Raw genomic sequence first — 26,309 nt, forward strand, 5'->3', positions numbered from 1 at the left:
TTCACATTAAACATTAAGTATAATGAAAAATATATATATGAAAACTGTAGTTGCAGTGTTGGCACTATCGGCTTTTATCACGGGTTGTAAAAAAGGAGATCTGGATACCATAAACCCAAACGCGCAAACCACCCAAACCTTTTGGCAAAATGCCAGTGACGCGGTTAAAGGGATTAATGCCGCTTACGGAAGTTTAATTATTGATGGCTCATACATGCGCTTTTCGCCGATAGTGGAAAACACCAGGGGCGATGATGCTACAAGCTATAGCCCATGGGATCAGATCTACAACATGGGTAAGTTTAACATGCAAAGCACCGGTGATGGTGTACTGTTTTCATGGACAGCTTATTACCAGGGCATTTTGCGTGCTAATGAGGTGCTAAAATATGTGCCGGCTATTAATATGGACGCCGATTTGAAGAAAAGGGTATTGGGCCAGGCTTATTTCCTGCGTGGCCTATATTATTTCCATTTGGCCGATTTTTATAAAAACGTGCCAATGCCTTTGGTGCCTGCCGGATCAAGCACAGATTATTTTCAAAAACAACAAACACAGGATGTAGTTTGGGCGCAGGTGATCAGTGATTTTAAAGCTGCCAAAGATCTGCTGCCTGCAAGTTACGCCGCTTTAACCACCGCTGATAACCAGGTTGGCCGTGCTACAAAAGGAGCCGCCGCTGCTTTCCTGGGTAAAACTTACCTGTTCACAAAAAAATATGCAGAAGCTGCTGCCGAATTTAAATCGGTTATTGATTTGGGTGTTTACAGTTTGGTGCCTAATTATTATGACAACTTTTTTGCTAACAACGAAAACAACGCCGAATCAATATTCGAAGTGCAGTTTTCGAGGGATGCCGGAGGTACTGACCTGGGCTGGGGTGGCGATCCATCATCAGGATGGGGACGTACATCTTCCAGGGCCATTACTTTTGGCGCGGCAAGCTTCGGCTTTACCGATGTGCAGCCAACACCTGTATTATACAATGAATACTTAGAAGAAAAAACAACTACGGGCGCTGTTGACCCGCGTTTGGATGTAACCATGTATTACAACAAACCAGGCGAAAGGCTGTATAACCAATCCTTTGCAGCAAGATATGCAGGCAGTTCATCATTAAACGCCCTGTTTTGCCACAAATATGAAAATGGTGATAGCGGACAGAATGATGAGTACGACTGGAGATCGGGTATTAATGAAAGGCTGATGCGCTACGCCGATGTATTACTCATGTATGCCGAGTGTTTAAATGAATTGGGCCAAACATCAGATGCTTATCCGTTTATACAACAGGTGCGCGGTCGTGCAGGTTTACCAAACCTGGCAACTGTAAAACCAAACCTTACCCAGGCGCAAATGCGCGATCAGATTGGTCATGAGCGTTTTCTGGAGTTTTCTTTGGAGGGACACCGTTTTGATGATATCCGTCGCTGGGGCTGGTTGCAGGATGCCACCAAACTGGCCTGGCTAAAAACAAGAGATCCGGAATTTAATACTTATACACCTGGAAAAGAGTATTTACCAATACCACTTACCGAAGTGCAAACCAATACAGGTTTGGTACAAAATACGGGTTATTAAGTAATAGCGAAAAGTAACGGGATAGTGCGATTCCTTCCTTGAGGAAGGGGGAGGTAGGGGGTTTAATCAAGCGGGTCATCGCTCGTATAAGCCCCTCCCTGCCATCGCACGCTACCCCACTCACCCCTCCCGTTGGGAGGGAATTAAAACAAAAGGTTAAGAAAGCGAGATGAAGAAAGCAAGGGTTTTATACATAGCAACCGCATTGGTAACTACAATGTTTTCCTGCTCAAAAAAGGAAACACCAACGCCTGTTAAAACAGATACTACAACTACCCCGGTAACACCGCCGGCCTCATTTGATGTTGGTTCTATAACCGATACGTATGCCGATATATCTGCCTTTATCTATTATCCTAAATGGACGGTATACAATGTGCACGATCCATCGATCAAAAAATTTGGCGATTATTATTATTGCTACAGTACCGATGTTGGTTTTGGGATAGATGTACGCTCGGGTCTGCAGATCCGCCGGTCAAAAGATCTGGTGAAGTGGGAGTATGTAGGCTGGGTATTTTCATCATTGCCGGCATTGGGTTCGCAATATATTACCGGCAAAGGCGGCACACCTTTTAATGCCTTATGGGCACCTTATGTAATGAAGGTAGGGACAGAATATCGTCTTTATTACTCATTGTCATCGGCAGTTGCACGCTTAAGCGTGATTGGCATGGCAACCGCGACATCACCAGATGGTCCCTGGACAGAAAAAGGTTTGGTAGTAACATCAGCAAATGATGCTACCATACAAACCAACGCTATTGACCCCACAGTAGTTACCACCAGCAGTGGCGAACAGTACATGTACTATGGTTCGGCATGGGATGGCATCTATATATTAAAGCTGGATGCATCAACCGGGTTGGCGGCATCACCGGGCGATAAAGGTAAACGCATTGCCAACCGAGGTTTTACAGGCGGCAAATACAATGGCAATATTGAAGGCGCGGAAGTAATCTATAATGCCGACCTGAAAAAATATTTCCTATTTATCAGTTACGATTGGCTGCAAACCAAATACAATGTAAGGGTAGGCCGGGGCGATAGCCCAACTGGTCCGTTTTATGATTATAATGGGCATGATATTAATACCAGCGAAGATCATGGGCCTATGATTTTGGCTCCTTACCAGTTTAGTAACCAAAGCGGCTGGCAGGGTACTGCGCATTGTGCCGTGTTTGATGATGGCAGCGGTCAGTATTTTATGGCTCACCAGGGCCGGCCGGGAATCAACTCTTACTTTATGGACCTGCATGTACGCAAAATCTCCTGGACACCTGATGGCTGGCCAGTAGTATCGCCGGAACGTTATGCCAATGTTGCGCAAACGGCTATAGCCAGTGCCGATATTGCAGGTACCTATGAAAAAATAACGTTAGGTTACCATGTGGTTGTGGGTTACGGTACCGAGCAAACCAACCCGGATTTCCAGGTTTCGACCCAGTTTAAACTGGATGCCGCGGGTACCATTAATGGTAGCGCCGCCGATACCTGGACCTTTGCATCGCCATATATTACCCTTAAATACAGCAGCGGTGATACCTATAAATTAAAGGTTGAACGCGAACGCGATTGGGAAAACAAAATAACATCAACATTAATATTTACCGGCCTGGATAATACCGGCACGGCTATATGGGGAAAGAAGAAGTAAGGTAAAATAAGGACGTAGGGTAAAAGGCGAGGCCTTGTGCAAATCCCCTCTCGAGAGGGGATGCTATGTGAACACATCTTTTTAATAGAAGAAAATTGTCATTTCGATAGAGCGAAAGGGAGTGTTAGAGAGCCGCGAAAGAGAAATCTTAGGCGACAGGCAATTGAACAATGCATATTGAATTGCAGGATGTATAAGATTTCTCACTCGTACCTCGTTTCGAAATGTCAATCTTATAATACTAAAAAAATAATGATTGTTGAAATAACACTTAATAATATTTTTTTTGTAGTTTTAGCGTACCAACAAAACCAAAAATGATCAGGAAAGCTTTTTTAACTTTTTGCAGTGCCGGTATGCTCTTATCGGCACATGCGCAAACGCCTAAGGTTTATGCCATCCAGGCCGATAAAATTAAAACACCTATAAAGTCAACCATGTATGGTATCTTTTTCGAGGATATTAATATGGCTGCCGATGGTGGTGTATATGCCGAATTGGTAAAAAACCGTTCGTTTGAGTTCAATATGCCTTTAGCTGCATGGACCCAACAGAAAAAAGATGGCGGCGATGGCCGTATAGAGGTCATCAACCGTTCTGCAGAAAGGCCGGAGAATCCGCATTTTATAAAAGCCTATGTATCATCAGATGCAGGCTTTTTTGGTCTGGCCAATGAAGGTTTCCGCGGAATGGGGATCAAAGAGGGCGAGGAGTACAGCTTCTCTGTAATGGCAAAACAGGATGGCGATACCAACGTAAAGCTGAATGTGGAACTGCATGGTGATAATGACGCCATTGTTGGTACTGCCGAACTTACCCCAACAGACAAAGAATGGAACAGGTATAGCGTAAAATTTAAATCATCGGCAACAGTTAAAAAAGCTAAGCTATATGTTTGGCTAAGTGGAAAAGGTACTATCGATATGGATATGATCTCCCTGTTTCCGCAGCACACCTGGAAAGATAGACCAGCAGGCTTACGTGCCGACCTGGTGCAAAAGTTAGCCGACATGAAACCCGGTTTCCTGCGTTTTCCCGGCGGATGTATTGTGGAGGGCCGCGAACTGAACAACCGTTATCAATGGAAAAAAACTATTGGCGATGTTGACAAACGTACCAACATTATAAATCGCTGGAATACCGAATTTGCAAACCGCTCTACACCCGATTATTACCAAACCTTCGGACTTGGCTTTATGGAGTATTTCATGACTGCCGAAGATATTGGCGCTTCGCCGCTGCCGATCTTGAATTGTGGTATGGCCTGTGAGTTCAACACCGCCGAATTGGTGCCGATGGATCAGCTGGAGCCTTACCTGAATGATGCGCTCGACCTGATTGAATTTGCCAATGGCGATGCCAGCACCAAATGGGGCAAGCTGCGTACGGATTTAGGTCACCCGGCACCATTTAACCTGAAGATGATAGGTGTTGGTAACGAGCAATGGGGGCCGCAATATGTAGAACGCTGGAAAGTTTTCACCAAAGCCATCAAAAGTAAATACCCTGATGTGAAAATTGTATCGGCTTTAGGTCCATCACCTGATGGAAAAGAGTTTGATATGCTGAACAAAACCTTCCGTGGTTTAGGTGCCGATATTTTGGATGAGCATTATTATGCGCCACCAAAATGGTTTAGGGACAATGCCAGGCGTTATGATAACTACGACCGTAAAGGCCCTAAAATATTTGCTGGCGAATATGCAGCACAGAGCGTACATACCGTTAGTGTGGATAACAAGAATAACTGGGAATGCGCCCTTGCCGAAGCCGCTTTCATGACCGGTTTAGAGCGCAATGCCGATGTAGTAAACATGGCATCATACGCCCCGCTATTTGCCCACGTAGATGGCTGGCAATGGACACCAAACCTAATCTGGTTTGATAACTTGAAAAGCTATGCCACGCCGAATTATTACGTACAGCAACTATTTTCATTAAACAAAGGCACAGATGTAGTACCGCTTACCCTTAACAACGATGTTGTTGCCGGGCAGGATGGCTGCTATGCAACCGCCAGTTTGGATAAAAACACCAACGAATTGATCATCAAATTTGTAAACACCGGGGTTACCGCGCAAAACGTAAGCTTTAAACTTAACGGAGGCAGCTATCAAAAACAGGCCAATGTAACTACGTTAAGCAGCGATAAAGGCAGCGCCGAAAACTCGATCGAAAACCCAATAGCGGTAAGCCCTGTGCAAAGTACCCTTGCGGTTAACGGAAAAGCGTTAAACATCAATGTGGAGCCGTACGCGTTTAAGGTTATAAGGTTGAAGAATAAATAAGGGTTAGACAATCATCTTTCTTCCCCCTCCCCGTCATTGCGAGGTACGAAGCAATCGCGAGCTTTACAGGGAGGCTCTGCATAGTTCGCGGTTGCCGCGCTACGCTCGCAATGACATAGTTTTTAAGCCATACATTTTGAAAAAACTAACCATAGCCATATTCCTGCTGCTTGCTAACATCACAGCCAATGCCCAGGAATTGCGCACCGATATTTCGGTGCATGATCCGGTGATCATTAAGCAGGATAGTACTTATTACATTTTTTGTACAGGCATGGGCATCGCTATGTGGTCGTCGGTAGATAAGGTACATTGGAAGCCGGAGCAGCCTGTTTTTGCCACTGCCCCGCAATGGGCGGTTGATGCTATCCCCGGCTTTAAAGGCCATATCTGGGCACCGGATATTTCGTATCACGATGGCGTGTATTACCTGTATTATTCGGTATCGGCATTTGGGAAAAATACCTCGGCAATTGGGGTGGCTACCAATACTACGCTGCATACCAATGATGCGGCCTATAAGTGGGTAGATCATGGTAAGGTGATCCAGTCCATCCCCGGCAAAACCAATTGGAACGCTATTGATCCTAATTTGGTTACGGATAAAGATGGTACACCATATTTAATATTCGGCTCATTTTGGGATGGCCTGAAATTGGTTAAACTTAATAAGGACAGGCTAAGCGTTGCTGAAGATATAGGCAATCTGCCCACCATCGCTTCGCGCAGAAAAGATGCCGTAGAAAAACTACCAGCGGTTGATGGGAACCCTGTTGATGCAGGTGGCAATGCTATTGAAGCACCGTTCATTTACAGGCACGGTAAATACTTTTACCTGTTTGCTTCTATAGATTATTGCTGCAAAGGGCCAAAGAGCACTTATAAAATGATCATCGGCAGATCAAAAACCTTAAAAGGACCATATCTTGATAAAACCGGCCTCGAGATGAATAAGGGCGGCGGCACTATTTTATTGCAAGGTGATAGCAACTGGTATGGCGTAGGTCATAACGGCGTAGCTAATTTCGACGGTGATGATTATATTATTTACCATGCTTATGATGCCGCTGATAGGGGCATCTCGAAGCTGCAGTTGAAGAAGTTGAATTGGGTTGATGGTTGGCCGATGATTGGGAAATAGAAACGGCGTCATTGCGAGGTACGAAGCAATCTCTACACAAGCAAATCGGTCTGCATAGTCCGCTCTTTATAGCAAAGAGATTGCTTCGTACCTCGCAATGATGTGATTTATATGAGTTAATAATACTTACAATGAAAATATCAACATACCTCCTTACACTAATAACTGCATTCAGTTGCTTAACTTCAGCTCAGGCTCAGATAAACGGCGATACCGTCATTCATGCAACTGGCAACCCTATCATCCGTCACGAGTTCACGGCAGATCCGGCGGCAATGGTGTACAAGGGGAAAGTATATTTATACACGGGCCATGATGAAGCACCCGCAAATCAAAATGGCTATGTAATGCACAGCTGGACCTGCTTCACATCATCAGATATGGTAACCTGGACCGAGCACCCATCACCTCTAAATGTAAAGGATTTTACATGGGCAAAGGCTGATGCATGGGCATCGCAGGTGATTGAGCGCAATGGCAAGTTTTACTGGTATGTTGCTGTTGAGCATGGTACAATTCCCGGCAAAGCCATAGGTGTTGCGGTAAGTGATAGCCCAACCGGTCCGTTTAAGGATGCGCGTGGAACGGCCTTAGTTACCAACGATATGACCAAGGCAGCCAAACACCCCTGGGATGATATTGACCCATCGGTTATAATTGACAAAGACGGGCAGGCTTACCTGTTTTGGGGCAATGGCGTTTGCTACTATGCCAAACTAAAAGCCAACATGACCGAGCTGGACGGTCCGATAAAAACCATCACCCTGCCCCATTATACCGAAGCGCCGTGGATTCACGAGCGCAATGGCTGGTATTACCTGTCATACGCCTACGAGTTTCCCGAGAAAATTGCCTATGCCATGAGCAGGAATATTAATGGCCCCTGGGTTTATAAGGGGATAATTAACGAGCTGGCCGGTAACTCCAACACCAACCACCAGGCCATTATTGAATTTAAAGGAAAAAATTATTTCATTTATCATAACGGCGCTTTGGTGCCCGATGCCGGTAGTTTTCACCGATCGGTGTGTATTGATTACTTGTATTATAATAAGGATGGTACCATTAAACGGGTGATAATGACGAGTGAAGGAGTGAAGAAAGTAAAATAAACATAGCGGTAGATTATGTTTGAATAAAATATTTTTCGAGGTTAAAAAAAGATATTTTTGGTTATTGTAACTAACCCTATTTGCAGTTAATTATAATAAGCATCATATGTATAAAATTTTACTTGTTCAATTTCTTCTCCTGCTAAGCTGCATAAACCTGTACGCGCAAAACAAGCAGGAATTTGAGCTTAGTCCCCCTGAGGTCAAAGTTAAAAACAGCTTATACAATAGTATTAAACTCCTTGATTGCAGGTCGGATACCACCAATATTGGGTTTGTGCAAACGGGTTTATTTAACCGGAAGGCTACTGTGGTTGCTAAAAAGCCTTTGGCTCAACAGTTTTCAATATTGTTAAATTCCCTTACCGATTCAACAGCTAAGCACGGAGAACTGTTGCTACAATTACGGCAATTGGGTTTTGCCGAAGTCACAGGATCTGTAAGCGAAAAGGGTTATTGCTATTTCAATGCGCAACTTTACTCCAAAAAGGCTGGTCAGTATCAATTAACTTCGGCAATAGATACGGTAGTATTAGTAAAAGCCATGGATGTAACCAACGGGTTGCTAAAGGCCGGAAGCGCAACTATAGGTAATTTTATTGCCGCCAATCTTTTGCAACAACCCCATGAGGGCAACTTTTACACCTACCGCGAGGTGTTAAAAATGGATAGCGTTGAAAAACGGAAGATAAAACTTTATAATACGGCAACTTACGTAGATGGCCTATACTCCAATTATAAATTATTTATGGAGCAAACGCCCGATAAACAAATAGTTGTTGAAGGGTATCAGATTTACCCGGATGCTGTGAAAGCAAAAGATGAGAATGGAAAACTTAAAAAAGTACAGGCTCAAAATATTTATGCAATAGTTTATAAAGGGCAGCCCTATATTGCTTCCAAACACGAATATTATCCTTTAAAAAAGGTAAAAGACGATTTCTTGTTTACCGGTACAGCAAAGGTAACGGCCTCTACAGGTGATGTAGTTGCCGCGACTATGCTTTTTGGCGGTTTAGCCGGTTTGGCCGTCTCCAACGCAGAAGCGACGTTTGAAATGAAAATAGATCATAAAAATGGAACTTTTATCAGGTTAAGGGAAATTCCTGATCCGCCAAAGCCAGATTATTACGAGTAATAAAAATATACTTGATACATATTTAGGTATATTAGCATGGGCCGCTTTAAATCTAACAAGATATCACATTGAAATATTCCCTGCTATTTATCCTGTTTATATGCTTTGCATCAACCAGCGTTATGGCGAAGGGGCCAACTGCGGATACCGTAAAGACCGGGGTTTATATTACCAGCATCCACGATATTAATTTTAAGGATAAAGAATATACCATTGACCTTTGGCTGTGGCTGAAATACGAAAACAGGAAATTTGATTTTTTGCAGAACCTGGAAGTGCCACAGGCGAAAACAGTTACCAAATCGTTTTCAACTATTGATTCCAGTGGTAACAAAGTTTATATGCTCATGAAACTGCAATGTGTGATGAAGGATTCCTGGGCAATTAATAACTTTCCCTTCGACAGGCAAAAACTAAGATTTTCTATCGAAAACTCACAGTTCGATTCCCAATCGTTGGTGTTTGTTGCTGATACGCTGGGCAAACATTTCGACCCGCGTTTTACACTAAGAGGGTGGAATATTGATAGTCTTAACATCAGCACTGGCATTAAGGCCTACGAAACAGCATTTGGCGATGAAAGCCTGAAGAAACCCCATACCGAATACAGCAATTTTAAAGTTAGGCTACAAATTAAGAGGGACGCCATGGGCCTGTTCTGGAAAATGTTCCTGGGTATGTATGTGGCCTTCCTTATTGCCTATATGTGCTTTTATATCCATACGGATAGTATTGATTCGCGCTTTGGGCTAAGTGTAGGCGCATTGTTTGCGGTTATTGGTAATAAGTACATCATTGATTCAACACTGCCTGAATCAACCACATTTACCCTGGTAGATACCCTGCACGGGATGACTTTGTTTTTTATACTTACCGTAATCATTTGCACCTCATATTCGCTGAGGCTTGTAAAGCAAGAGAAAATAGCCAGAGCCAAAAAGTTCGATTTTATAAGCGCCCAGGTTTTGCTGGTTATTTACCTGTCGTTAAATGCTTGGTTTATTTATAATGCCAACGGTTAATAAATTATTGCAGCTAATTTAAGCTGCAACTTCTTTTAACTCATATGTTTTAGCCCTTAGTATGGGTAACAGCTCATCAGCTTTTTGTTGCGTTTGAAAATCACCGGGCAATATGGGCTTGCCAATACGCACACGTAATACCATCCCTTTTTTATTAAAAAGCTCGGCAGGCAGCATAGCGGTTTGCAAGGCCGGATGTATGTATCTGAGCAAACTAAAACCTATTCCATTATCGCCATGAAAATAAATGGGAAGTACCGGGACACCGGCTTTGGCAATAAGTTTGCCAACAACAGGGTGCCATTGCCTGTCGGTAACCCGTTTTGTTTTAAAATCAAAGGCAGAAACTTCACCGGCGGGGAAAATTGCAACCGGGGTGCCGTTTTTGAGTTTGCACAACGTGTTTTTTAGTCCGCTGATGCTGGAGCTATCTTTAATTGCTTCAAACGGGTTAACGGCGATAATATAATCGGCCAGGTTTGGTACCCGCTTTAGCAGAAAATTGCCCATAAACAAAGTATCCTCTCTTGATGAAACCAGTAAATTAAGCAAAGCGAGCGATTCAACAGCGCCGTAGGGGTGGTTGGCCACCGCAATAAAAGCACCAGAAGCCGGAATATTGGCCAGGTCTTCTTCGTCGATCTGAATAGTGATGCCTAAAAAATCCAGCACAAAACGGGTAAAGGCAACACCTTGTAACATGCCGGCCTGCTGCATCATACTATTAAAAGCATCTATTTTCATCAGCTTCATTAAAAAAGTAGCTAAACCGGGAAGCCTTTTTGTTCCCGTAGCCTTAATAACATCATTTTTGCTGATTACCGCCATTTGGCAAAGTTAAGGCTGCGGTGTAAAGGAATAGATGGATTGTTGTTATGCTTTAGGTATTGAATTAGTGTTTTTCTGCAGGCGACATCCGGTATATTACTATTTTGTTAAATAATTCACATGTACTACTAATACCCAAAAAGTGCATTTAACTTTGCACCGGTCATTGAGATCATTGCGTAGGGTGCTGGCCGGCAGCATATGAAAGGTTCGAGTCCTTTCCCTACATCTGTTTTATTAAACCGGTTATGGAAACGATAAATTATCCCTTAGTAATTGCCGTAGTACTTGCACTGGCTGCATTGGTAGTATGGCTCATCCGCAGGAATCAAAAGGATGAAAAAGATTATGAAAAGGATAGCAATCGATCAGAGATGAAGCCGGAAAAAGGGGCGCACAAAAAGCCCCGTATCTAACCTGTTTACATTATTCATGCAAAGAAGATCAGCATTAAAAAATATTGGCGGCCTGCTATTAGCGCCAACCCTGGGTTTTGGTAACATCATTGATCCTAAAAAAAGTGTGCTCAGGGTAGCACACCTGACCGATATTCACCTTAAAAATAAATTCGACGCGCCGGCTAAGTTTGTTAAATGCCTGCATCATATGCAACAGCAAAACCCAAAGCCAGATCTGGTCTTGAATGGTGGTGACATTGTTTTTGATATGAACAAAGAAAACATTGGCACCATAAACGACCAATGGCAGCTGATGAATGGTATTCTGAAAGCCGAAAGCAGCATCCCCACGCATTATTGCCTTGGTAACCACGACATATGGTGGAACGAGAACGACAAAAACCAGGCTATTTATGGCAAGCAGTATGCAATGGATCAGCTAAAACTTTCAAAGCCCTACAACAGCTTTATCAAAGGCGGCTGGAAGTTTATTTTACTGGATAGTGTACATCTTGATATTGACGGAACGTGGTACATTGGTAAACTGGGCGATGAACAGTTTGCCTGGCTGGAAAATGAATTGAAAACTGCCGATCCTGCCATGCCGGTGTTGGTCATGTCGCACATCCCTATCCTTACCGCTACGCTAATGATTGAGGATGATATTATTAATAAATGGGTAATGCTTGGCGGCGATATGCATACCGATACGGCCAAAATAATCCGCCTGTTTTACCAGCACCCCAATGTTAAATTATGTTTGAGCGGCCACATCCACCTAAGGGATAAAGTGGTTTATAATAATGTTACCTACATCTGCAACGGTGCTGTAAGTGGTGCCTGGTGGGATGGAAACCGGCGTGAAACAGCACCCGGCTATGGGCTGCTTGATCTTTACAGTGACGGAACGTTTGAGGAAAGATATGTGAATTATTTGGGGTAGGGGAAAGTTATGTTGCCCGCGGGATACCAAAGGATTATATAATTTCTGAACGGGATGAGGTTTGGGCATTGAAGAAAGGGAGCCCAGATGGTGTTATTAGTTGCTTTTTATATAAATTTGATATAGTTTAAAGTACTATACGCCATGGAAACAAAGAAGCAAGCATTTGATGAGGCGGAATTGGAGCTTTTAAAGGAAGGTTTAAAACGGACTTACAAAGAGCGCTTTGAAATGGCTACCCGATTATTTAAGATTCAACAAACGATGAATAAGGCCACAATAATCCATAAACCCTATGTCAGTAAATAATTTGTGGACGTATTTGATGAAGAAGCGATTTCAAACATGGATTTGATCAGATACTGTTAAAAAGATCTTCAACGTTTGTGAATTTTTTACCCTTACCTGCTTTAAGTTCATTCAAACACCAAGTCATGCCGAATTATTTCGGCATCCAACATGCAAGCGAACACGGAATAAATCTACAGCAGACAAGTCGGAGACCTGGCAGGCTTGAATGTCCTGTGGGATGCCGAAATAAATTCGGCACGACGTCCGCTTTTTAATTTCATCATGCTAATAGAAAAGCCACTATAAATTTTAAACGCGATTTCCCTGCCGAGATATCAAAAAGCATTCCATGCGTTAAAATATGCTTTACAACTTACCAGCTCATCCTCAGCAATGCCACGCCCTGCCTTGGCAATATGATCTCTGTACTTAATCGTCCCGATTTAACGGGTATCGCTATCGGTTTACCCATGGTTTGCAATTGCCCCGCCTTTTGCAGTTCTTCAATTTGTGCGGAAGTTGGAGTCTTCGGCGATCCCATTTTTTTCCAGGCCTCATAGGAGTTACTATGTTGCTCATCAATCCGGTATTGCGTAAGTGTAACCGTGTTGGCAGGCAAATCAGTAATGGTAACTTTTACAGTATTCCCGGCATCGAGGATGTCATCATCATGATAGTTCCAAACCATAACGGCAACTTCCTTTTTATCTTTAGTGGCCAATGCGCCTATATCGGTATGTGATCCCCTTAAGCCTGAGTCAATCATTGTTTTAACCGGGTACATATGATCTGCCTGTATCTTAATTCTTTTGCCCTTCATCATTCCAAACATCCGAAATACGTTGAGCACTGGCTTATCAACGCCGTTGGTGGCCAGATCCCTGAAACCGTAAAACCAGGGCTGATCTTCAAATTCAAACGACCATGAAACCGCGCCCATGAAGTTTACACCCAATGAATCGGCTAATTGGTATTCGCGGGCAAAGGACGCCGCTGTATAACTGGAATACATAGTGCCGTTGCGATAGGCGTTGGATGGATTGGTAGCCATACCACAGGCCGCGCAGCCTTCCGGGTCAGATTCTCCAATAACTATAGGCAAGTTTTTGGTTTGCGGGTACGATGCTACAATTTTAAAGCCTTCGGCAATATCACGCATCTGCGGAGCCATATTCATCCGCACATGACCATTGGTTACCGTTGGCTGCCCTTTAGCATGAAAAGATAGCACATCAAGCGGCGAGCCTATTTTGCCGGTCGCGTAATTGGTATCGGCTACGCAATGTTCTATAAATGCTTTCAAAAACTTCATCCCGCTTTGACTTGATCCGCCGGCTATTTCCGGTCCGCCAATTTTGCCTGTTGGCAATGCTCTTCTCAGACCATGGGCTGCATAATCATACATTTTAAAAAACTCGGGCATGGTTCCTTTCCAGTAGCCAATGTTGGGCTCGTTCCACACTTCCCAGTACCAGCTTTCCACCTCTTTTTTCCCATATCTTTCTACCGAATGTTTTACCCATTGGTATATCAGCTCTTCCCATTTATGGTAATCTTTGGGCGGATAGGTCCAGCCGGTATAAACATCATTATAATCGTCGCCGGGTTTCCAGTGGTGCTGGTATGGTTGGGGGTGCGTTGAAAGAGCTTCGGGCATAAAACCAATTTGCGCGTAGGGTTTAATTCCCAGTTTAATGTAAGTGTCAAATATGCTATCAACCAGGTGCCAGTTATATACAGGCTTGCCATTGGCATCTTCGGTATAGGCATTGGTTGATCCCCATTTAAGGGCGGCTTTGCCATCGCCCGTGGTAAGCAGGTTATGCACACGCAAATGAACAGGCACAGGGCTAAGTTTTGCCAGCTCGGCAAGTAGTTTGCGGCCATCTTTCATGTAGGTATAGTTTGGCTCATCGTGGCCAAACCAAGCCCAAACCGGGCTCATTTCTGCTGTTTCGTCTTTTAAATTTACGGTAATTGTTGCAGGCTGCTGTTTAGCTTCCTGTGCGTAAACGAGTGGGGAGCTCAGTAAATAAAAAAGCGCAACCAAGCCGAAATACCCTGTTTTTGTTCTCATAAATTAGATGAAAGGTTATTTCACTAATATATGATAAGTAAGGTCAATTTGGGGCCAATGGATTGTATCAATATCATTGATAATTAAACTTTTTGTATCGCGCAAATACTCATCACCCTACGTGTTACAAATCCCAGTTTTTCATAAAGTTTAATAGCATTTACGTTATTGTGCAGCACATGCAGAAACGGCGTACCGTCCTCTGCTTTAATAAGCCGCACCTGGTGTTGTATTAATTGGCTGGCGTAACCTTTGCCTAAGTGGTCGGGATGATTGCAAACAGCACTCACTTCCATGTAGGGCGAAGGTTGTAAACGCCGCCCTGCCATGGCTACCAGTTGCTGATCGTTAAAAATGCCGTAGTAATATCCAAAATCAATAGTGCGGTTAAAAAACGGACCGGGGTTGGTTAGTTTGGTAAGTGCCAGCATGGCAGGGATATGCTCATCCCGTAAAGGGACAAGTTCCACATCGGTTATAGCCTCAGGCGCTGGGTTATTGTATACCATTTGCAAAACCCGCATTTGCTGAATCGTTTTCCATGGCTGAGGGATCTCCATTTCTTCGGGACTAAAAACAGCTACCGTAGTTGAAGATGGCAGGAGGTTATACAGGATGTCGAAGTTCTCGGGCGTATTTTCTGCCATACCTGCAAATGGGGATACATCTTTTATAAAGTATTTAACCAGGTTGGTGCCTGTTGAAAGGTTTTTGTTCCCAGATGTTAAAGCATTCCAGGCCGGGTTATTTAATGGGTGGTCCATTTTAATGTTTGTATAGTTTATTGCAAGTTTATTTGGCGAAATTATACAAAATATCAACGGGCATTAAAGTTAAATGTTTTGTATTGGGATAGGCTGACTTTCGGGTGTGCATTTTTTCGATATATGGTGGCATTTTAAGTTTAAACACGCATATAAAATAGGCTAATAATCCTGTCAATTTGACTTGTTAATGACACTAAAGCCAAGCACGGGCAATTTTTTTGCGGGCGGCTGCACGCAGGGATCTATGAAAATTTTATGAAGTTTTTAAAGTGGAAAAATAAACACTTGCAAAGTGATAAAAATCACATGGTTTTGGATTGAAATTTGCTAAGGTATTGAATAGCAAATGAGTAAGGAGCCGAAACTGTAATTGAAATTGCCATGAAAAACATTAAAAAAAGATTAAGCGATGCCTTAACAAGCAGGGTTATTGATCTGCATGACCAGGGATATACTGACGATTTTTTGTCAATAAAGGATGAAAGATTTTTATGTCTCCAAAACAGCGAAGATTTTTCTTTAGCTGATCTGAATATTAAAGTGATTGACGAAGGGTTTGATCAGTTATCAAATACCTACAAATACATACATACTATTGAAACCACGAACGGGGAAAAAGGTTTGTTGATCACCGATGTTGTTTTTGCTGATCTTGAACCTGTAAATTGATCAGGGTATTGAAGCTTTTTTCATTGATAATTACCCTGAACAGATTTACCGGTAATGAATGTTCTTTTCATTTTTGAAAGGGGGGCTGCTGATTGCACATAAACAAATCATACTATGAAAATAAAAACAACTACCCTGTTATTGGTAATCCTGCTTACCATGTTTTCATTTGCGGCAATTGCTGTTGTTAAACCAGCTTCGCCGCCTGCGGGTTTTAAACATCAATATGCTACAGTAAATGGCGTTAAAATTCACTATGTAACAGGGGGCAAGGGCGAACCTTTGCTGCTGGTGCATGGCTTTGGCCAAAACTGGTATATGTGGAATCGCTTAATGCCCGAGTTATCTAAACATTTTACCGTTATAGCACCCGACCTGCGCGGTGTTGGCGAATCTGGCAAACCTGCCGGCGGGTACGATAAGAAAACGATGGCCGTTGATTTGCATGAGCTGATGAAAAAGCTGGGCTATCAACACCTTAACCTCGCAGGTCATGATATCGGCCTTATGGTAGCGTATGCCTACGCGGCCCAGTATCCGCAGGAGATAAAGAAGATTGCGCTGATGGATGCCTTATTGCCAGGAGTTGAACCCGTATGGAGCCAGGTACGTGCTGGTGCATGGTGGTTTGGTTTTTTTGGGATGCCGCACTCGGGCGAAATTGTTGCCGGTAAGGCTGGGTTGTTTTTAACCAACTTTTGGCCATTGGTAGGTTATGTAAAAAATCCGTTCACTACAGCCGAAAAAAATGAGTTCATCAGGGCATACTCTGTGCCTGGCGCTACAACTGGCTCATTCCATTGGTTTGGGGCTTTCCCGCAGGATGCTAAAGATAATGTGGAACTGATGAAAAACAAATTGCCTATGCCGCTGCTGGCTATGGGGTCTGAGCACTTTGCCGCTCCGTTTTTAGCAGCCCATAGCAGACTGGTAGCCACCAACGTAAAAGAATCTGTTATCAAAGGATCGGGGCACTGGATAGTGCAGGAAAATACGGCCCAGGTGCAAAAAGATCTGCTGGCTTTTTTCCTGGAGAAATAATCAACGCCAAACGGTCGATAAATTTACAGGCTTTATATCTGATCGGAAGCGGGATACAATTCCCGCTTTCCGCCCGCCCCCCTCAGGCTAATGGAACAGCTGTCATAAATTTAAAACGCGATTTTTTAGGGGAGTAGAGGCTGCGGGTTTCAATTTAATAGTTTAGCTAAAAAGCAATAATCCGTTCATCAAAATGTTATTTTACTGTACATTGCCTTCATTTACAAACCTGAAATTTATATAGAAATGAAATACCTCTTTTTCCTGGTCTTATTAGGCTTCGGCTTTATAATTTTATCTTCCTCGTCGCCTCAAAATAGCGATGTTATTGGGCAAGGCAAACAGCCCCAGGTAAGTATTGATAATAAGGGAATAGTTAGAGTAGTATATGGGTTGGACGAAAATATTTTCTGCGCTACATCTAATAATCATGGGCAAACGTTTTCAAAACCGGTTTTAGTAGCTCATATAACCGGCATGCACCTGGGCATGGGCCGAGGGCCGCAGTTAAGCAGTTCGGCTAATTATTCGGTTATTACGGCTATGGATAAAACCGGGAATATTCATTGGTTTAAACTGGATCATACTGCGCAGAAATGGGAGGCGATGGGCCTTATTAATGACCAAAAAGGATCGGCCCCGGAAGGATTGATGGCAATAAGCGCGGATAAAGAAAATCATTTTTACGCGGTATGGCTGGATACCAGGCTGGGAGGCAGCAACCAAATATGGTTTTCTTCCTTAAGCGGCAATGCAAAGGGATGGTCCGCTAATCGTTTAGCATATCAATCGCCAGATAAACATGTTTGCGAATGTTGCAAGCCGAGCATTGCCGTATCCGGATCAACGGTTGCCATCATGTTCAGAAACTGGCTGAATGGCTCAAGAGATCTTTATGTGGCTAAATCAACAAACGGCGGACAAACTTTTTCTGCTGCTCAAAAAATGGGAACAGATACCTGGAAGCTTAACGGCTGCCCTATGGATGGCGGAGCGCTGCGCATTGCACCATCAAATAGTATACAAACGGTATGGCAACGTAAGGGCGATATTTATTATGCCCAGGCTGGCAAACCTGAAATATATATAGCTAAAGGAAGATATGCTAACATTACTGGCAGCACAGCTAATGCCGTAGTCACTTATCAAAATATCGATACCCTGAACATGGTGTCTCTTCCTGATAAAAAAGCAACTGTTATAGGCATCGGGAGCTTTTTAAAGGTGGCGCAATTAACCAGTAAAAACGAGTTTTTTGTTTGGGAACAAGGTAATGACATAAAATTCCGGACGCTGTAAATAGCGCTTGTGAACATCAAAGCTTTTAGAACAGGGGCGGTTATATTGACTTATAATCGCCCCTGTTTGCTGTTGCTTGTTGTCGGGAGCGGCATCGGAAGTTAATCCATTCAATACCTGATTTACTACATGGCAAATAACAATATTATATAAATCATTCCCGGAATACTGTAAGGCCGCGGGGTAGGGCTGGTGGTAAATTTGTACTATTAAATTAGTATAATGTTAGTACAAAAATCACAAACGCTTATCTTCCCGGTTACCGGCATGACCTGTGCTTCCTGCGCATCAAGCGTGGAAACTATGCTTGGTGCACAAAGCGGTGTTGATAAAGCAGAAGTTAATTACGCAACACAATCTGTTAAAGTTTCCTTTCATCCGGATATAATACAACCCATAAAGCTGAAGCAATCTGTTCAGTCAATTGGGTACGATATCATTATCGATACAACAAACGGCAAGCAAAAACAGGAAGAAGCACAGCAGGTATATTATAAAGCACTTAAAAGAAACATTACCTGGGCCACCATCTTAACCATTCCCGTGGTTTTAATAGGGATGGTTTTTATGGATATGGCTTACGCAAATTATATTATGATGCTGCTATCGGCACCAGTGTTGTTTATTGCAGGCAAAAACTTCTTTATTGGCGCCTGGAAACAGGCCAGGCATGGCCGGGCCAACATGGATACCCTTGTGGCCATGAGCACCGGGATAGCTTTTTTGTTTAGTGTTTTTAATACTGTAAATCCGGGGTTTTGGCACCGGCAGGGTTTGCACCCGCATGTTTACTTTGAAGCGGCATCGGTGGTTATTGTTTTTATTATGCTCGGCAAATTACTGGAAGAGCGCGCAAAATCCAATACATCTTCGGCTATTAAAAAACTGATAGGGTTACAACCCAATTTGGTTTACCTGGTTACTGCCGATGGTGAAAAGGAAATTGCTATTGCCGATGTGCAAATAGGCGATCAATTGCTTGTACACCCGGGAGAAAAGATAGCGGTTGACGGCGAGGTATATGATGGCAGATCCTACGTGGATGAAAGCATGATTAGCGGTGAGCCGGTGGCCATTGAAAAAAAACAGGGAGATAAGGTTTTTGCAGGTACGCTAAACCAGAAAGGCAGTTTTAGATTTAAGGCCGAGAAAGTAGGGAGTGATACCCTACTGGCCCATATTATTAAACTGGTGCAGGAGGCACAAGGCTCAAAAGCACCGGTGCAAAAGCTGGTAGATAAAATTGCAGGCATCTTTGTGCCGGTAGTAATGCTTATTGCTTTACTAAGTTTAGGAGCTTGGCTTGTATTTGGCGGCAGCCATGCCTTAACACATGGCTTGTTGGCTATGGTTACAGTACTTGTTATCGCTTGCCCGTGTGCATTGGGCCTGGCTACGCCTACCGCCCTTATGGTGGGCATTGGCAAAGGGGCAGAAAATGGTATCCTGATCAAGGATGCAGAAGCCCTGGAGTTGGGCTACAAGGTAAATGTTGTGGTACTGGATAAAACAGGAACAATAACAGAAGGAAAACCTGTGGTTACGGATCTCATCTGGGCAAAAAATGCTGGGCAGGATATCAATCAATTACAAGCCTGCTTTTTAGCGATGGAGCAGTTATCTGAACATCCCCTGGCCGACGCCGTTACAAGCTATCTGCAATCAATGGGCACCAGCTGGGTGAACGTAGATTCTTTTGAAAGCCTTACAGGTCGGGGAGTGGAAGCGGTGCATGATAAAAATATTTATTACGCGGGCAGCCATAAATTGGTTGAAGAAAAGGGCATTGCTATACCAATTGATCTGCAGGAAAATATTAATACCCAATTAAGCCTTGCCCGCACCGTGATTTATTTTGCTGATGCGAAACAGGTACTGGCTATAGTAGCGATTACCGATCAAATAAAAAAGAACTCGGCAGAAGCTATTAGTCAGTTAAAAAAACAGGGGATTAAAGTGATTATGTTAACCGGAGACAACGCACAAACCGCGGCCGCTATAGCTAAAGAAGCCGGGATTGATCATTTTAAAGCGGATATTTTACCATCTGATAAGGCGGCGTTTGTAAAACAATTACAGGTAGAGGGCAATATGGTAGCTATGATTGGTGATGGCATTAACGATAGTGAGGCATTGGCACAGGCCGATGTTTCTATCGCGATGGGCCAGGGATCGGATATCGCGATTGATGTGGCCCGGATAACCCTGGTATCTTCTGATTTACAGCAAGTGCCCAAAGCACTTAGGCTTTCGCAGCTAACGGTTCGCACTATTCGTCAAAACCTGTTTTGGGCCTTTATATATAATTTGATAGGAATACCAATTGCGGCCGGCATTTTATATCCCATCAATGGATTTCTGTTAAACCCGATGATTGCCGGGGCGGCTATGGCGCTAAGTTCCGTTTCGGTAGTGAGTAACAGCCTGCGCTTAAAAATTTCAAAACTTAATCTTTAAAACACATATATAAACATGGAAACTTTAAAATTCAAAACCAACATCAATTGCAGTGGCTGCATAGCAACAGTTACGCCTTCATTAAACAGCTTAAAGGGCATTGATAAATGGAACGTAGATACAACAAACCCTAATAAAATCCTTACCGTTGAAGCTGGGGAAGAACTATCATCCGATGGAATCATCAGCGCCTTAAAACAAAAAGGCTTTAATGCCGAAAGGGTTTAAACCATACATAGCCAATAGCCCAATAACCCGGGCTATTGGCTTTTAAAAAAAACCACCACGTCGTGCCGAATTTATTTCGGCATCCCACATGCAATGAACACGGGATAGATCTATAGCAGGCAAGTCGGAGACATGGCAGGCGTGAATGTCCTGTGGGATGCCGAAATAAATTCGGCACAACGTGGTGGTTAAAAAAAAGCGATTTCCCTGCCAATAACACGGGCTATTGGCTTTTAGTTATATGAACGGTTTTACGTAATTTTATAATTTAATTACGGGGTTTTATAAAAAGCATGTTTTATTAAAAGGTAACTTTGTTATTAAATGAAAAGGGCGGCAATTATCGGCATGGGAGCATTTTACCTGTTACTTACAACAGGGATGTTTGTTTGTATCGTTCATTGCGCTGCCGCTAACTTGTTTAAAAAGCCAGCGATGTCAATGGCTAATACCGGCGCTGACAAAGAGAACAAAAAACATTGCGCGGATAGTAAGGATTGCGGATGCTGTAAAAAGCATGGTGAATATACTATCAAAGAAAATATTAAACCGGCACTTGATTACCAATTTTCACCAGTAGCTGTTTTAGCTAATTATACAATAACCCCTGGTTATTTATTGCGAAAACCAATAGGCAACGACTTTGCCTGGACAGAGCGTAAGGCACCGCCCGGAAAATCCGGTAAGGCTATCTCCATTCAATTTTGTTCCCTACAGATCTGATCAGGCTTAACCGCGTCTTTTGCGGATTGGACACTTATTGTCTTTTTATTTAAACAGCTTGAAAAGAAATACATGATATTACATATTAAAAATATGGTTTGCGATCGTTGCATTATGGTCGTAAAACAACAACTCCAAAATTTAACGCTTGAGGTGGAGGATGTTAACCTGGGTGTGGCAGTTGTAAACCCAGAACCCGATGAAAGCCAGATGGTTGAAATAGCATCGGCCTTAAAGTTGCTTGGCTTTGAACTGATTGATAGTGAAAAAGATAAGCTGATTGAACATATAAAAAATATCATCATCCAGGAAGTACATTATTCAGATCTTGCTGCAAATAATTTCAATTTTTCGAGTTTGCTTGCGGCTAAATTAAATAAGGATTATGCCTATCTGAGCCGCCTGTTTTCTGAACATGAAGACACCACCATTGAAAAATATATTATTCAGCAAAAAGTGGAAAAGGTAAAGGAACTGCTGCAATATGGTGAGTTAAATTTAAACGAAATTGCCTTTCAAATGGGTTATAGCAGCAGCGCGCATTTATCAGCACAGTTTAAGAGTGTAACCGGTATTACGCCCAGCCAGTTCAAAGCTGCAGAAACCAAGGGGCGCAAACCTATCGATAAACTATAAAATCAAATTCATAAAAACTATACATCATGAAATCACTAAAAAAATTGTTATTAGCTTTTACTTTATTAATAGCTTGTACACAGATCAAGGCCCAGGAATCAACCGCAGCAGGAGCGATAAATAATGTGGTAACCGCTTACCTGGGTGTTAAAAATGCGCTTATAGCCGATAACAGTGCGGTTACTGAAAGCAAAGCCAAAGATTTGCTGGCCTCCATCAGTGCTGTACCGATGAATAAATTAACTCCCGATCAGCATAAATTATGGATGACCTATATGGAAAAGCTGCAGTTTGACAGCAGGCACATTAGCGAAAGCCCGGTTTTGGATCATCAGCGCGAACATTTTACCAGCCTGTCCAAAAACATGTACGAGGTGGTTAAAGGCTTAAAATTAAACAGCACGGTGATTTATGAGCAATACTGCCCTATGAAAAAAGCCACCTGGTTAAGCGAAACTGCCTCCATTAAAAATCCTTACTATGGTAAGCAAATGCTTACCTGCGGAAAAACTACGGAAACGTTGACTCCGGTAACCAAATAATTTAATCAAAAGCTGCCGGCCTGTTTCCGGCAGCTCACATATTATGAAAATATTTATTTTATTTATACTGAACCTTTTAGGGTCGGTTGGTTTGGCCTATGCGCAACATGGCGGTATGAAAATGAATGATGGCGAAAAACATCAGCCATTTTATACCAAAATTGGCAGGCGCGAAATTTACCATTTATACATTGGTGATACTACGGTAAACTACACGGGCAAATTAAAACCCGCGATGGCTATAAACGGAAGCATACCCGCGCCGGCATTGGAATTTACCGAGGGAGATACCGCCGAGATCTATGTACATAATGGAATGATGATGGAAACATCCATCCATTGGCATGGGCTGATACTGCCCAATCGGTATGATGGTGTTTCATACCTCACAACGACGCCAATTAAGGCTGGCGAAACCCATTTTTATAAATTTCCGCTGGTGCAGCATGGCACATACTGGTACCACTCCCATACCATGACCCAACAGCAAAGCGGGATGTACGGCGCATTTATTATTCATCCTAAAGAAGAAGTTGCGCAAAAGGAATACACCTTATTGCTGAGTGATTGGGTTGATGAAAACCCCGACCAGGTGGAGCGATCTTTACATAACCAAACCGATTGGTACGCCATTCGCAAAGGCAGCACCCAAAACTATGCGGAGGCTATTAGTGAAGGTCATTTCAAAACAAAACTAACCAACGAGTGGAAAAGAATGGTTGCCATGGATGTAAGTGATGTTTATTACGATCGCTTTTTTAGTAATGGCAAAGTGGCAAACCATGCCGCGCAGTTTAAAAAAGGCGGCCAGGTAAAACTGCACATCATCAATGGCGGCTCATCTACCTATTTCTGGCTTAAGTATGCAGGCGGTAAAATTACAGTTGTGGCCAATGACGGCGAAGATGTGCAGCCCGTACAGGTAGACCGGCTGATTATAGCTGTTGCCGAAACCTATGATGTAGTTGTTACCATACCTAAAGACGGTAGTTATGAGTTTTTAGCTACCGCCGAGGACAGAACCAAGTCAACCTCTTTATGGTTGGGCAGCGGGCCCGAAGTAAAAGCAAAGCCTTTGCCCCGGTTAAAGTACTTTGAGGGGATGAAGATGATGAACGGTATGATGGGTGTGGATGGTAACATGAAAAAGATGGACGGTATGGAAATGACCAACCAGGTTATGGACATGAACACCGTAATGTACCCGGAAATTACGGGCGATGACGCCATGAAACAAGATACGACGGCTGCAGACAAGAAAATGGCGGATATGCCGGGTATGGAAATGGGTAATGCCGACCTGGTAACATTAAACTATGGTATGTTAAAAGCCGTTAAGCCTACCAATTTACCGGCGGGGCCTGTTAAATTATTGCACTTTAACCTTACCGGTAATATGAACCGTTATGTATGGACTATCAATAACAAAACGGTTTCAGAGGCGGATAAGATCCTGATAAAGAAGGGCGAGAATGTGAGGATCATTCTTTATAACAATACCATGATGCGGCACCCTATGCATTTGCATGGGCATTATTTTAGGGTGTTAAACGGGCAGGGAGATTATTCGCCCCTAAAAAACACGCTTGATATTATGCCTATGGAAACGGATACCATTGAGTTTGCGGCAACCGAGAGCGGCGATTGGTTTTTTCATTGCCATATATTGTACCACATGATGAGTGGCATGGGCCGGATATTCAGCTATGAAAACTCGCCGGTTAATCCGGAGGTGCCTAACCCTGCTGAGTCAATAAAAAAGGTGTATGCCGATGACCGCCGCTTTTATGCGATGGCCAAAATAGGGCTGGAAAGCAATGGCAGCGATGGGAACGTAAGTTTAGCAAACACCCGCTGGAAATTATCAACCATGTGGCACTTAGGCATCAATAACACTAAAGGCTATGAAAGCGAAACCATGGTTGGGCGCTACTTTGGGCAAATGCAATGGCTTTACGGCTATGCGGGTTTTGATTATCATTATAAAAAAACCACCGAGCAGGAAACGAATCTTTTTGGGCAGGCGAGTAATAAAAATAACCGTAAAACTGTAGTTGCGGGTTTGGCTTATACATTGCCCATGCTTTTTGTAGCTGATATGAGGGTAGATGGAAATGGTAAACTGCGGTTTCAACTGGGCCGGGAAGATATTCCTGTAACCAGCAGGTTGCGGCTTACGCTGATGGGAAATACCGACAAGGAATATGCGGCGGGCCTACGATATATCATTACCAAATATTTTTCTGTATCAAGCCATTATGATAGCGATATGGGTTTGGGCGGCGGTTTAACGCTCACTTATTAAGCTATGATTTCCGGGAAGGAGGAGGTAGGGGTTAAATCAGGCGTTCAAGCACCGTTGCAGATGGTATGTCGACGAAACCACTCCCTGCCATTGCGCGCATTTCAGCCGCACCCCTCCCGTTGGGAGGGAATTAAAAACACGTTAAGAAATCTTCTGAACGCCTATGATCTACGGCCGGGTATAAACGCGACTATTACGGTAAAAAAAGGTAGGGGTAATGTGCGATTCCTTCCTCGGGGAAGGAGGAGGTAGGGGTTAAATCAGGCGTTCAAGCACCGTTGCAGATGGTATGTCGACGAAACCCCTCCCTGCCATTGCCGCGCATTCAGCTGCACCCCTCCCAACAGGAGATCGCAAAAAAAAGCCGCTGCGTCGCGCCGTCCGTCGGCTGACGGGTCTGCATTCCACATGCAAAGTAATTAAGTGATGTATCTCAGCCAATCGAATGATTTCTATTATTTACCCTATCACTCTCCTCGTATTCTTAGTACCTTAGATCAAAACTATACGTTTTAAAATAAGATACTAAGATCGAATATATGTGGTGGCAATACTTACTGGTTTTTGCGGGTTCTTTTTTGTTTGATGTTGTTCCTATCCCATTTCCACCGGCTTTTACAATTATGATTTTTTTACAGGTGACCTATGGTTTAAACACCTGGTTGGTTATTATAATTGGAGTTACCGGCTCCATTATTGGGCGGTACATCCTTACTTTATATATTCCATTACTTGCGGGAAGAATTTTTAAGAAAGCAAAGAATGAAGATGTACAATTCCTCGGCGAAAAGATGAAAGAAAAAGGATGGAAAAGCCAGGTGGCCATATTGGCTTATACTTTATTGCCTTTGCCAACTACTCCTTTATTCCTGGCCAGTGGTATGGCAAAAATAAACGCAAGGTATATCATCCCCACATTTTTTGTAGGCAAATTTACCAGCGACGCGCTTACTGTACATTTAGGGAAATATGTATCAGAGAACGCAAAAGGCATAATGGCAGGAGGGTTCTCCTGGAAATCAATTATAAGTTTAATATTGGGCTTGCTTTTTATCTCTTCTATTTTATTTGTGGAATGGCGGTCGTTAATTCAAAAAAATAAGTTTGTGTTGAATTTTAGAATCTGGAATAGAGCGAAGAAAAAAACAACTCATGTAGGGTAATT

The 26,309-nt window shown here is 43.1% G+C and carries 23 protein-coding genes; 20 read left to right on the plus strand and 3 right to left on the minus strand.

The features are described from left to right. The first annotated feature begins 22 nt into the window (after positions 1 to 22). The 7 genes from AC1D0K_RS06845 to AC1D0K_RS06875 all read left to right on the plus strand — a co-directional run bounded on the left by AC1D0K_RS06845 (position 23) and on the right by AC1D0K_RS06875 (position 9,940). Entirely contained in the window at positions 23 to 1,582 is a 1,560-nt protein-coding gene (locus AC1D0K_RS06845; RefSeq protein WP_477441449.1) for a RagB/SusD family nutrient uptake outer membrane protein, read from the plus strand. Positions 1,583 to 1,751: 169 nt separating this feature from the next. Further along, positions 1,752 to 3,239, plus strand: a complete 1,488-nt coding sequence (locus AC1D0K_RS06850) for a family 43 glycosylhydrolase (RefSeq protein ID WP_477392090.1) — start codon at positions 1,752 to 1,754, stop codon at positions 3,237 to 3,239. Between the two features lie 317 nt (positions 3,240 to 3,556). After that, positions 3,557 to 5,527 carry an alpha-L-arabinofuranosidase C-terminal domain-containing protein gene (locus AC1D0K_RS06855; protein ID WP_477392091.1) on the plus strand — a complete coding sequence of 657 codons (1,971 nt, stop codon included), beginning with the start codon at positions 3,557 to 3,559 and terminating at the stop codon, positions 5,525 to 5,527. A gap of 136 nt (positions 5,528 to 5,663) precedes the next feature. After that, positions 5,664 to 6,668, plus strand: a complete 1,005-nt coding sequence (locus AC1D0K_RS06860) for a family 43 glycosylhydrolase (RefSeq protein WP_477392092.1) — start codon at positions 5,664 to 5,666, stop codon at positions 6,666 to 6,668. Positions 6,669 to 6,799: 131 nt separating this feature from the next. Continuing rightward, positions 6,800 to 7,780 (plus strand): glycoside hydrolase family 43 protein, encoded by a 981-nt coding sequence (locus AC1D0K_RS06865; RefSeq protein ID WP_477392093.1) that lies wholly within the window; start codon positions 6,800 to 6,802, stop codon positions 7,778 to 7,780. A 106-nt stretch (positions 7,781 to 7,886) separates the two neighbouring features. Then, positions 7,887 to 8,918 carry a hypothetical protein gene (locus AC1D0K_RS06870; RefSeq protein WP_477392094.1) on the plus strand — a complete coding sequence of 344 codons (1,032 nt, stop codon included), beginning with the start codon at positions 7,887 to 7,889 and terminating at the stop codon, positions 8,916 to 8,918. A gap of 68 nt (positions 8,919 to 8,986) precedes the next feature. Next, the gene (locus tag AC1D0K_RS06875; protein WP_477392095.1) at positions 8,987 to 9,940 is read left to right on the plus strand and encodes a ligand-gated ion channel; all 954 of its coding nucleotides are present in this window, start codon (positions 8,987 to 8,989) and stop codon (positions 9,938 to 9,940) included. A gap of 18 nt (positions 9,941 to 9,958) precedes the next feature. Here the strand turns inward: AC1D0K_RS06875 and AC1D0K_RS06880 are convergent, their stop codons facing one another. Next, complete coding sequence (locus AC1D0K_RS06880; RefSeq protein WP_295711372.1) at positions 9,959 to 10,768, minus strand: lysophospholipid acyltransferase family protein; 810 nt, start codon at positions 10,766 to 10,768, stop codon at positions 9,959 to 9,961. A 248-nt stretch (positions 10,769 to 11,016) separates the two neighbouring features. On the opposite strand from AC1D0K_RS06880, the gene AC1D0K_RS06885 reads away from it, so the two are divergent. The 3 genes from AC1D0K_RS06885 (at position 11,017) to AC1D0K_RS06895 (ending at position 12,418) form a co-directional block, all read left to right on the plus strand. Continuing rightward, positions 11,017 to 11,184 carry a hypothetical protein gene (locus AC1D0K_RS06885; protein ID WP_477392096.1) on the plus strand — a complete coding sequence of 56 codons (168 nt, stop codon included), beginning with the start codon at positions 11,017 to 11,019 and terminating at the stop codon, positions 11,182 to 11,184. A 16-nt stretch (positions 11,185 to 11,200) separates the two neighbouring features. Then, complete coding sequence (locus AC1D0K_RS06890) at positions 11,201 to 12,109, plus strand: metallophosphoesterase family protein (RefSeq protein ID WP_477392097.1); 909 nt, start codon at positions 11,201 to 11,203, stop codon at positions 12,107 to 12,109. A gap of 144 nt (positions 12,110 to 12,253) precedes the next feature. Beyond that, positions 12,254 to 12,418 carry a hypothetical protein gene (locus tag AC1D0K_RS06895; RefSeq protein ID WP_477392098.1) on the plus strand — a complete coding sequence of 55 codons (165 nt, stop codon included), beginning with the start codon at positions 12,254 to 12,256 and terminating at the stop codon, positions 12,416 to 12,418. Positions 12,419 to 12,773: 355 nt separating this feature from the next. Here AC1D0K_RS06895 and AC1D0K_RS06900 read toward each other — a convergent pair whose 3' ends face one another. Together AC1D0K_RS06900 and AC1D0K_RS06905 are read right to left on the minus strand one after the other, a co-directional pair. Continuing rightward, positions 12,774 to 14,477 carry a GH39 family glycosyl hydrolase gene (locus AC1D0K_RS06900; RefSeq protein ID WP_477392099.1) on the minus strand — a complete coding sequence of 568 codons (1,704 nt, stop codon included), beginning with the start codon at positions 14,475 to 14,477 and terminating at the stop codon, positions 12,774 to 12,776. An 83-nt stretch (positions 14,478 to 14,560) separates the two neighbouring features. After that, positions 14,561 to 15,241: a GNAT family N-acetyltransferase gene (locus AC1D0K_RS06905; protein WP_477392100.1), complete on the minus strand. Its 681-nt coding sequence runs from the start codon at positions 15,239 to 15,241 to the stop codon at positions 14,561 to 14,563. 384 nt (positions 15,242 to 15,625) lie between these two features. Here AC1D0K_RS06905 and AC1D0K_RS06910 point away from each other — a divergent pair, with 384 nt between their 5' ends. The 10 genes from AC1D0K_RS06910 to AC1D0K_RS06955 all read left to right on the plus strand — a co-directional run bounded on the left by AC1D0K_RS06910 (position 15,626) and on the right by AC1D0K_RS06955 (position 26,307). Beyond that, positions 15,626 to 15,913: a hypothetical protein gene (locus tag AC1D0K_RS06910; protein WP_295711384.1), complete on the plus strand. Its 288-nt coding sequence runs from the start codon at positions 15,626 to 15,628 to the stop codon at positions 15,911 to 15,913. Positions 15,914 to 16,027: 114 nt separating this feature from the next. Continuing rightward, positions 16,028 to 16,954 (plus strand): alpha/beta fold hydrolase, encoded by a 927-nt coding sequence (locus AC1D0K_RS06915; RefSeq protein WP_477392101.1) that lies wholly within the window; start codon positions 16,028 to 16,030, stop codon positions 16,952 to 16,954. A gap of 246 nt (positions 16,955 to 17,200) precedes the next feature. Further along, positions 17,201 to 18,253, plus strand: a complete 1,053-nt coding sequence (locus AC1D0K_RS06920) for a hypothetical protein (RefSeq protein WP_477392102.1) — start codon at positions 17,201 to 17,203, stop codon at positions 18,251 to 18,253. Between the two features lie 222 nt (positions 18,254 to 18,475). Next, positions 18,476 to 20,710, plus strand: a complete 2,235-nt coding sequence (locus AC1D0K_RS06925) for a heavy metal translocating P-type ATPase (protein ID WP_477392103.1) — start codon at positions 18,476 to 18,478, stop codon at positions 20,708 to 20,710. Between the two features lie 15 nt (positions 20,711 to 20,725). After that, positions 20,726 to 20,938 (plus strand): heavy-metal-associated domain-containing protein, encoded by a 213-nt coding sequence (locus AC1D0K_RS06930; protein ID WP_477392104.1) that lies wholly within the window; start codon positions 20,726 to 20,728, stop codon positions 20,936 to 20,938. 324 nt (positions 20,939 to 21,262) lie between these two features. Beyond that, positions 21,263 to 21,661 carry an HYC_CC_PP family protein gene (locus AC1D0K_RS06935; RefSeq protein ID WP_477392105.1) on the plus strand — a complete coding sequence of 133 codons (399 nt, stop codon included), beginning with the start codon at positions 21,263 to 21,265 and terminating at the stop codon, positions 21,659 to 21,661. A gap of 72 nt (positions 21,662 to 21,733) precedes the next feature. Continuing rightward, positions 21,734 to 22,297, plus strand: a complete 564-nt coding sequence (locus AC1D0K_RS06940; RefSeq protein WP_477392106.1) for a helix-turn-helix domain-containing protein — start codon at positions 21,734 to 21,736, stop codon at positions 22,295 to 22,297. 26 nt (positions 22,298 to 22,323) lie between these two features. Further along, entirely contained in the window at positions 22,324 to 22,839 is a 516-nt protein-coding gene (locus AC1D0K_RS06945) for a DUF3347 domain-containing protein (RefSeq protein WP_477441447.1), read from the plus strand. Between the two features lie 43 nt (positions 22,840 to 22,882). Further along, on the plus strand, positions 22,883 to 25,144 hold the full coding sequence (locus AC1D0K_RS06950; RefSeq protein ID WP_477390499.1) for a multicopper oxidase domain-containing protein: 2,262 nt from the start codon (positions 22,883 to 22,885) through the stop codon (positions 25,142 to 25,144). A 539-nt stretch (positions 25,145 to 25,683) separates the two neighbouring features. Continuing rightward, positions 25,684 to 26,307, plus strand: a complete 624-nt coding sequence (locus AC1D0K_RS06955; RefSeq protein ID WP_295711415.1) for a hypothetical protein — start codon at positions 25,684 to 25,686, stop codon at positions 26,305 to 26,307. Positions 26,308 to 26,309 lie beyond the last annotated feature (2 nt).

It is taken from the genome of Mucilaginibacter sp. P1_A3, from assembly GCF_056406855.1.

Excerpts from the sequence above, each read along its gene's own strand:
- AC1D0K_RS06845 (WP_477441449.1), top strand. The coding sequence starts at position 23 with ATGAAAAATATATATATGAAAACTGTAGTTGCAGTGTTGGCACTATCG.
- AC1D0K_RS06850 (WP_477392090.1), top strand. The coding sequence starts at position 1,752 with ATGAAGAAAGCAAGGGTTTTATACATAGCAACCGCATTGGTAACTACA.
- AC1D0K_RS06855 (WP_477392091.1), top strand. The coding sequence starts at position 3,557 with ATGATCAGGAAAGCTTTTTTAACTTTTTGCAGTGCCGGTATGCTCTTA.
- AC1D0K_RS06865 (WP_477392093.1), top strand. The coding sequence starts at position 6,800 with ATGAAAATATCAACATACCTCCTTACACTAATAACTGCATTCAGTTGC.
- AC1D0K_RS06870 (WP_477392094.1), top strand. The coding sequence starts at position 7,887 with ATGTATAAAATTTTACTTGTTCAATTTCTTCTCCTGCTAAGCTGCATA.
- AC1D0K_RS06880 (WP_295711372.1), bottom strand. The coding sequence starts at position 10,768 with ATGGCGGTAATCAGCAAAAATGATGTTATTAAGGCTACGGGAACAAAA.
- AC1D0K_RS06885 (WP_477392096.1), top strand. The coding sequence starts at position 11,017 with ATGGAAACGATAAATTATCCCTTAGTAATTGCCGTAGTACTTGCACTG.
- AC1D0K_RS06890 (WP_477392097.1), top strand. The coding sequence starts at position 11,201 with ATGCAAAGAAGATCAGCATTAAAAAATATTGGCGGCCTGCTATTAGCG.
- AC1D0K_RS06895 (WP_477392098.1), top strand. The coding sequence starts at position 12,254 with ATGGAAACAAAGAAGCAAGCATTTGATGAGGCGGAATTGGAGCTTTTA.
- AC1D0K_RS06900 (WP_477392099.1), bottom strand. The coding sequence starts at position 14,477 with ATGAGAACAAAAACAGGGTATTTCGGCTTGGTTGCGCTTTTTTATTTA.
- AC1D0K_RS06905 (WP_477392100.1), bottom strand. The coding sequence starts at position 15,241 with ATGGACCACCCATTAAATAACCCGGCCTGGAATGCTTTAACATCTGGG.
- AC1D0K_RS06910 (WP_295711384.1), top strand. The coding sequence starts at position 15,626 with ATGAAAAACATTAAAAAAAGATTAAGCGATGCCTTAACAAGCAGGGTT.
- AC1D0K_RS06915 (WP_477392101.1), top strand. The coding sequence starts at position 16,028 with ATGAAAATAAAAACAACTACCCTGTTATTGGTAATCCTGCTTACCATG.
- AC1D0K_RS06920 (WP_477392102.1), top strand. The coding sequence starts at position 17,201 with ATGAAATACCTCTTTTTCCTGGTCTTATTAGGCTTCGGCTTTATAATT.
- AC1D0K_RS06925 (WP_477392103.1), top strand. The coding sequence starts at position 18,476 with ATGTTAGTACAAAAATCACAAACGCTTATCTTCCCGGTTACCGGCATG.
- AC1D0K_RS06930 (WP_477392104.1), top strand. The coding sequence starts at position 20,726 with ATGGAAACTTTAAAATTCAAAACCAACATCAATTGCAGTGGCTGCATA.
- AC1D0K_RS06935 (WP_477392105.1), top strand. The coding sequence starts at position 21,263 with ATGAAAAGGGCGGCAATTATCGGCATGGGAGCATTTTACCTGTTACTT.
- AC1D0K_RS06940 (WP_477392106.1), top strand. The coding sequence starts at position 21,734 with ATGATATTACATATTAAAAATATGGTTTGCGATCGTTGCATTATGGTC.
- AC1D0K_RS06945 (WP_477441447.1), top strand. The coding sequence starts at position 22,324 with ATGAAATCACTAAAAAAATTGTTATTAGCTTTTACTTTATTAATAGCT.
- AC1D0K_RS06950 (WP_477390499.1), top strand. The coding sequence starts at position 22,883 with ATGAAAATATTTATTTTATTTATACTGAACCTTTTAGGGTCGGTTGGT.
- AC1D0K_RS06955 (WP_295711415.1), top strand. The coding sequence starts at position 25,684 with ATGTGGTGGCAATACTTACTGGTTTTTGCGGGTTCTTTTTTGTTTGAT.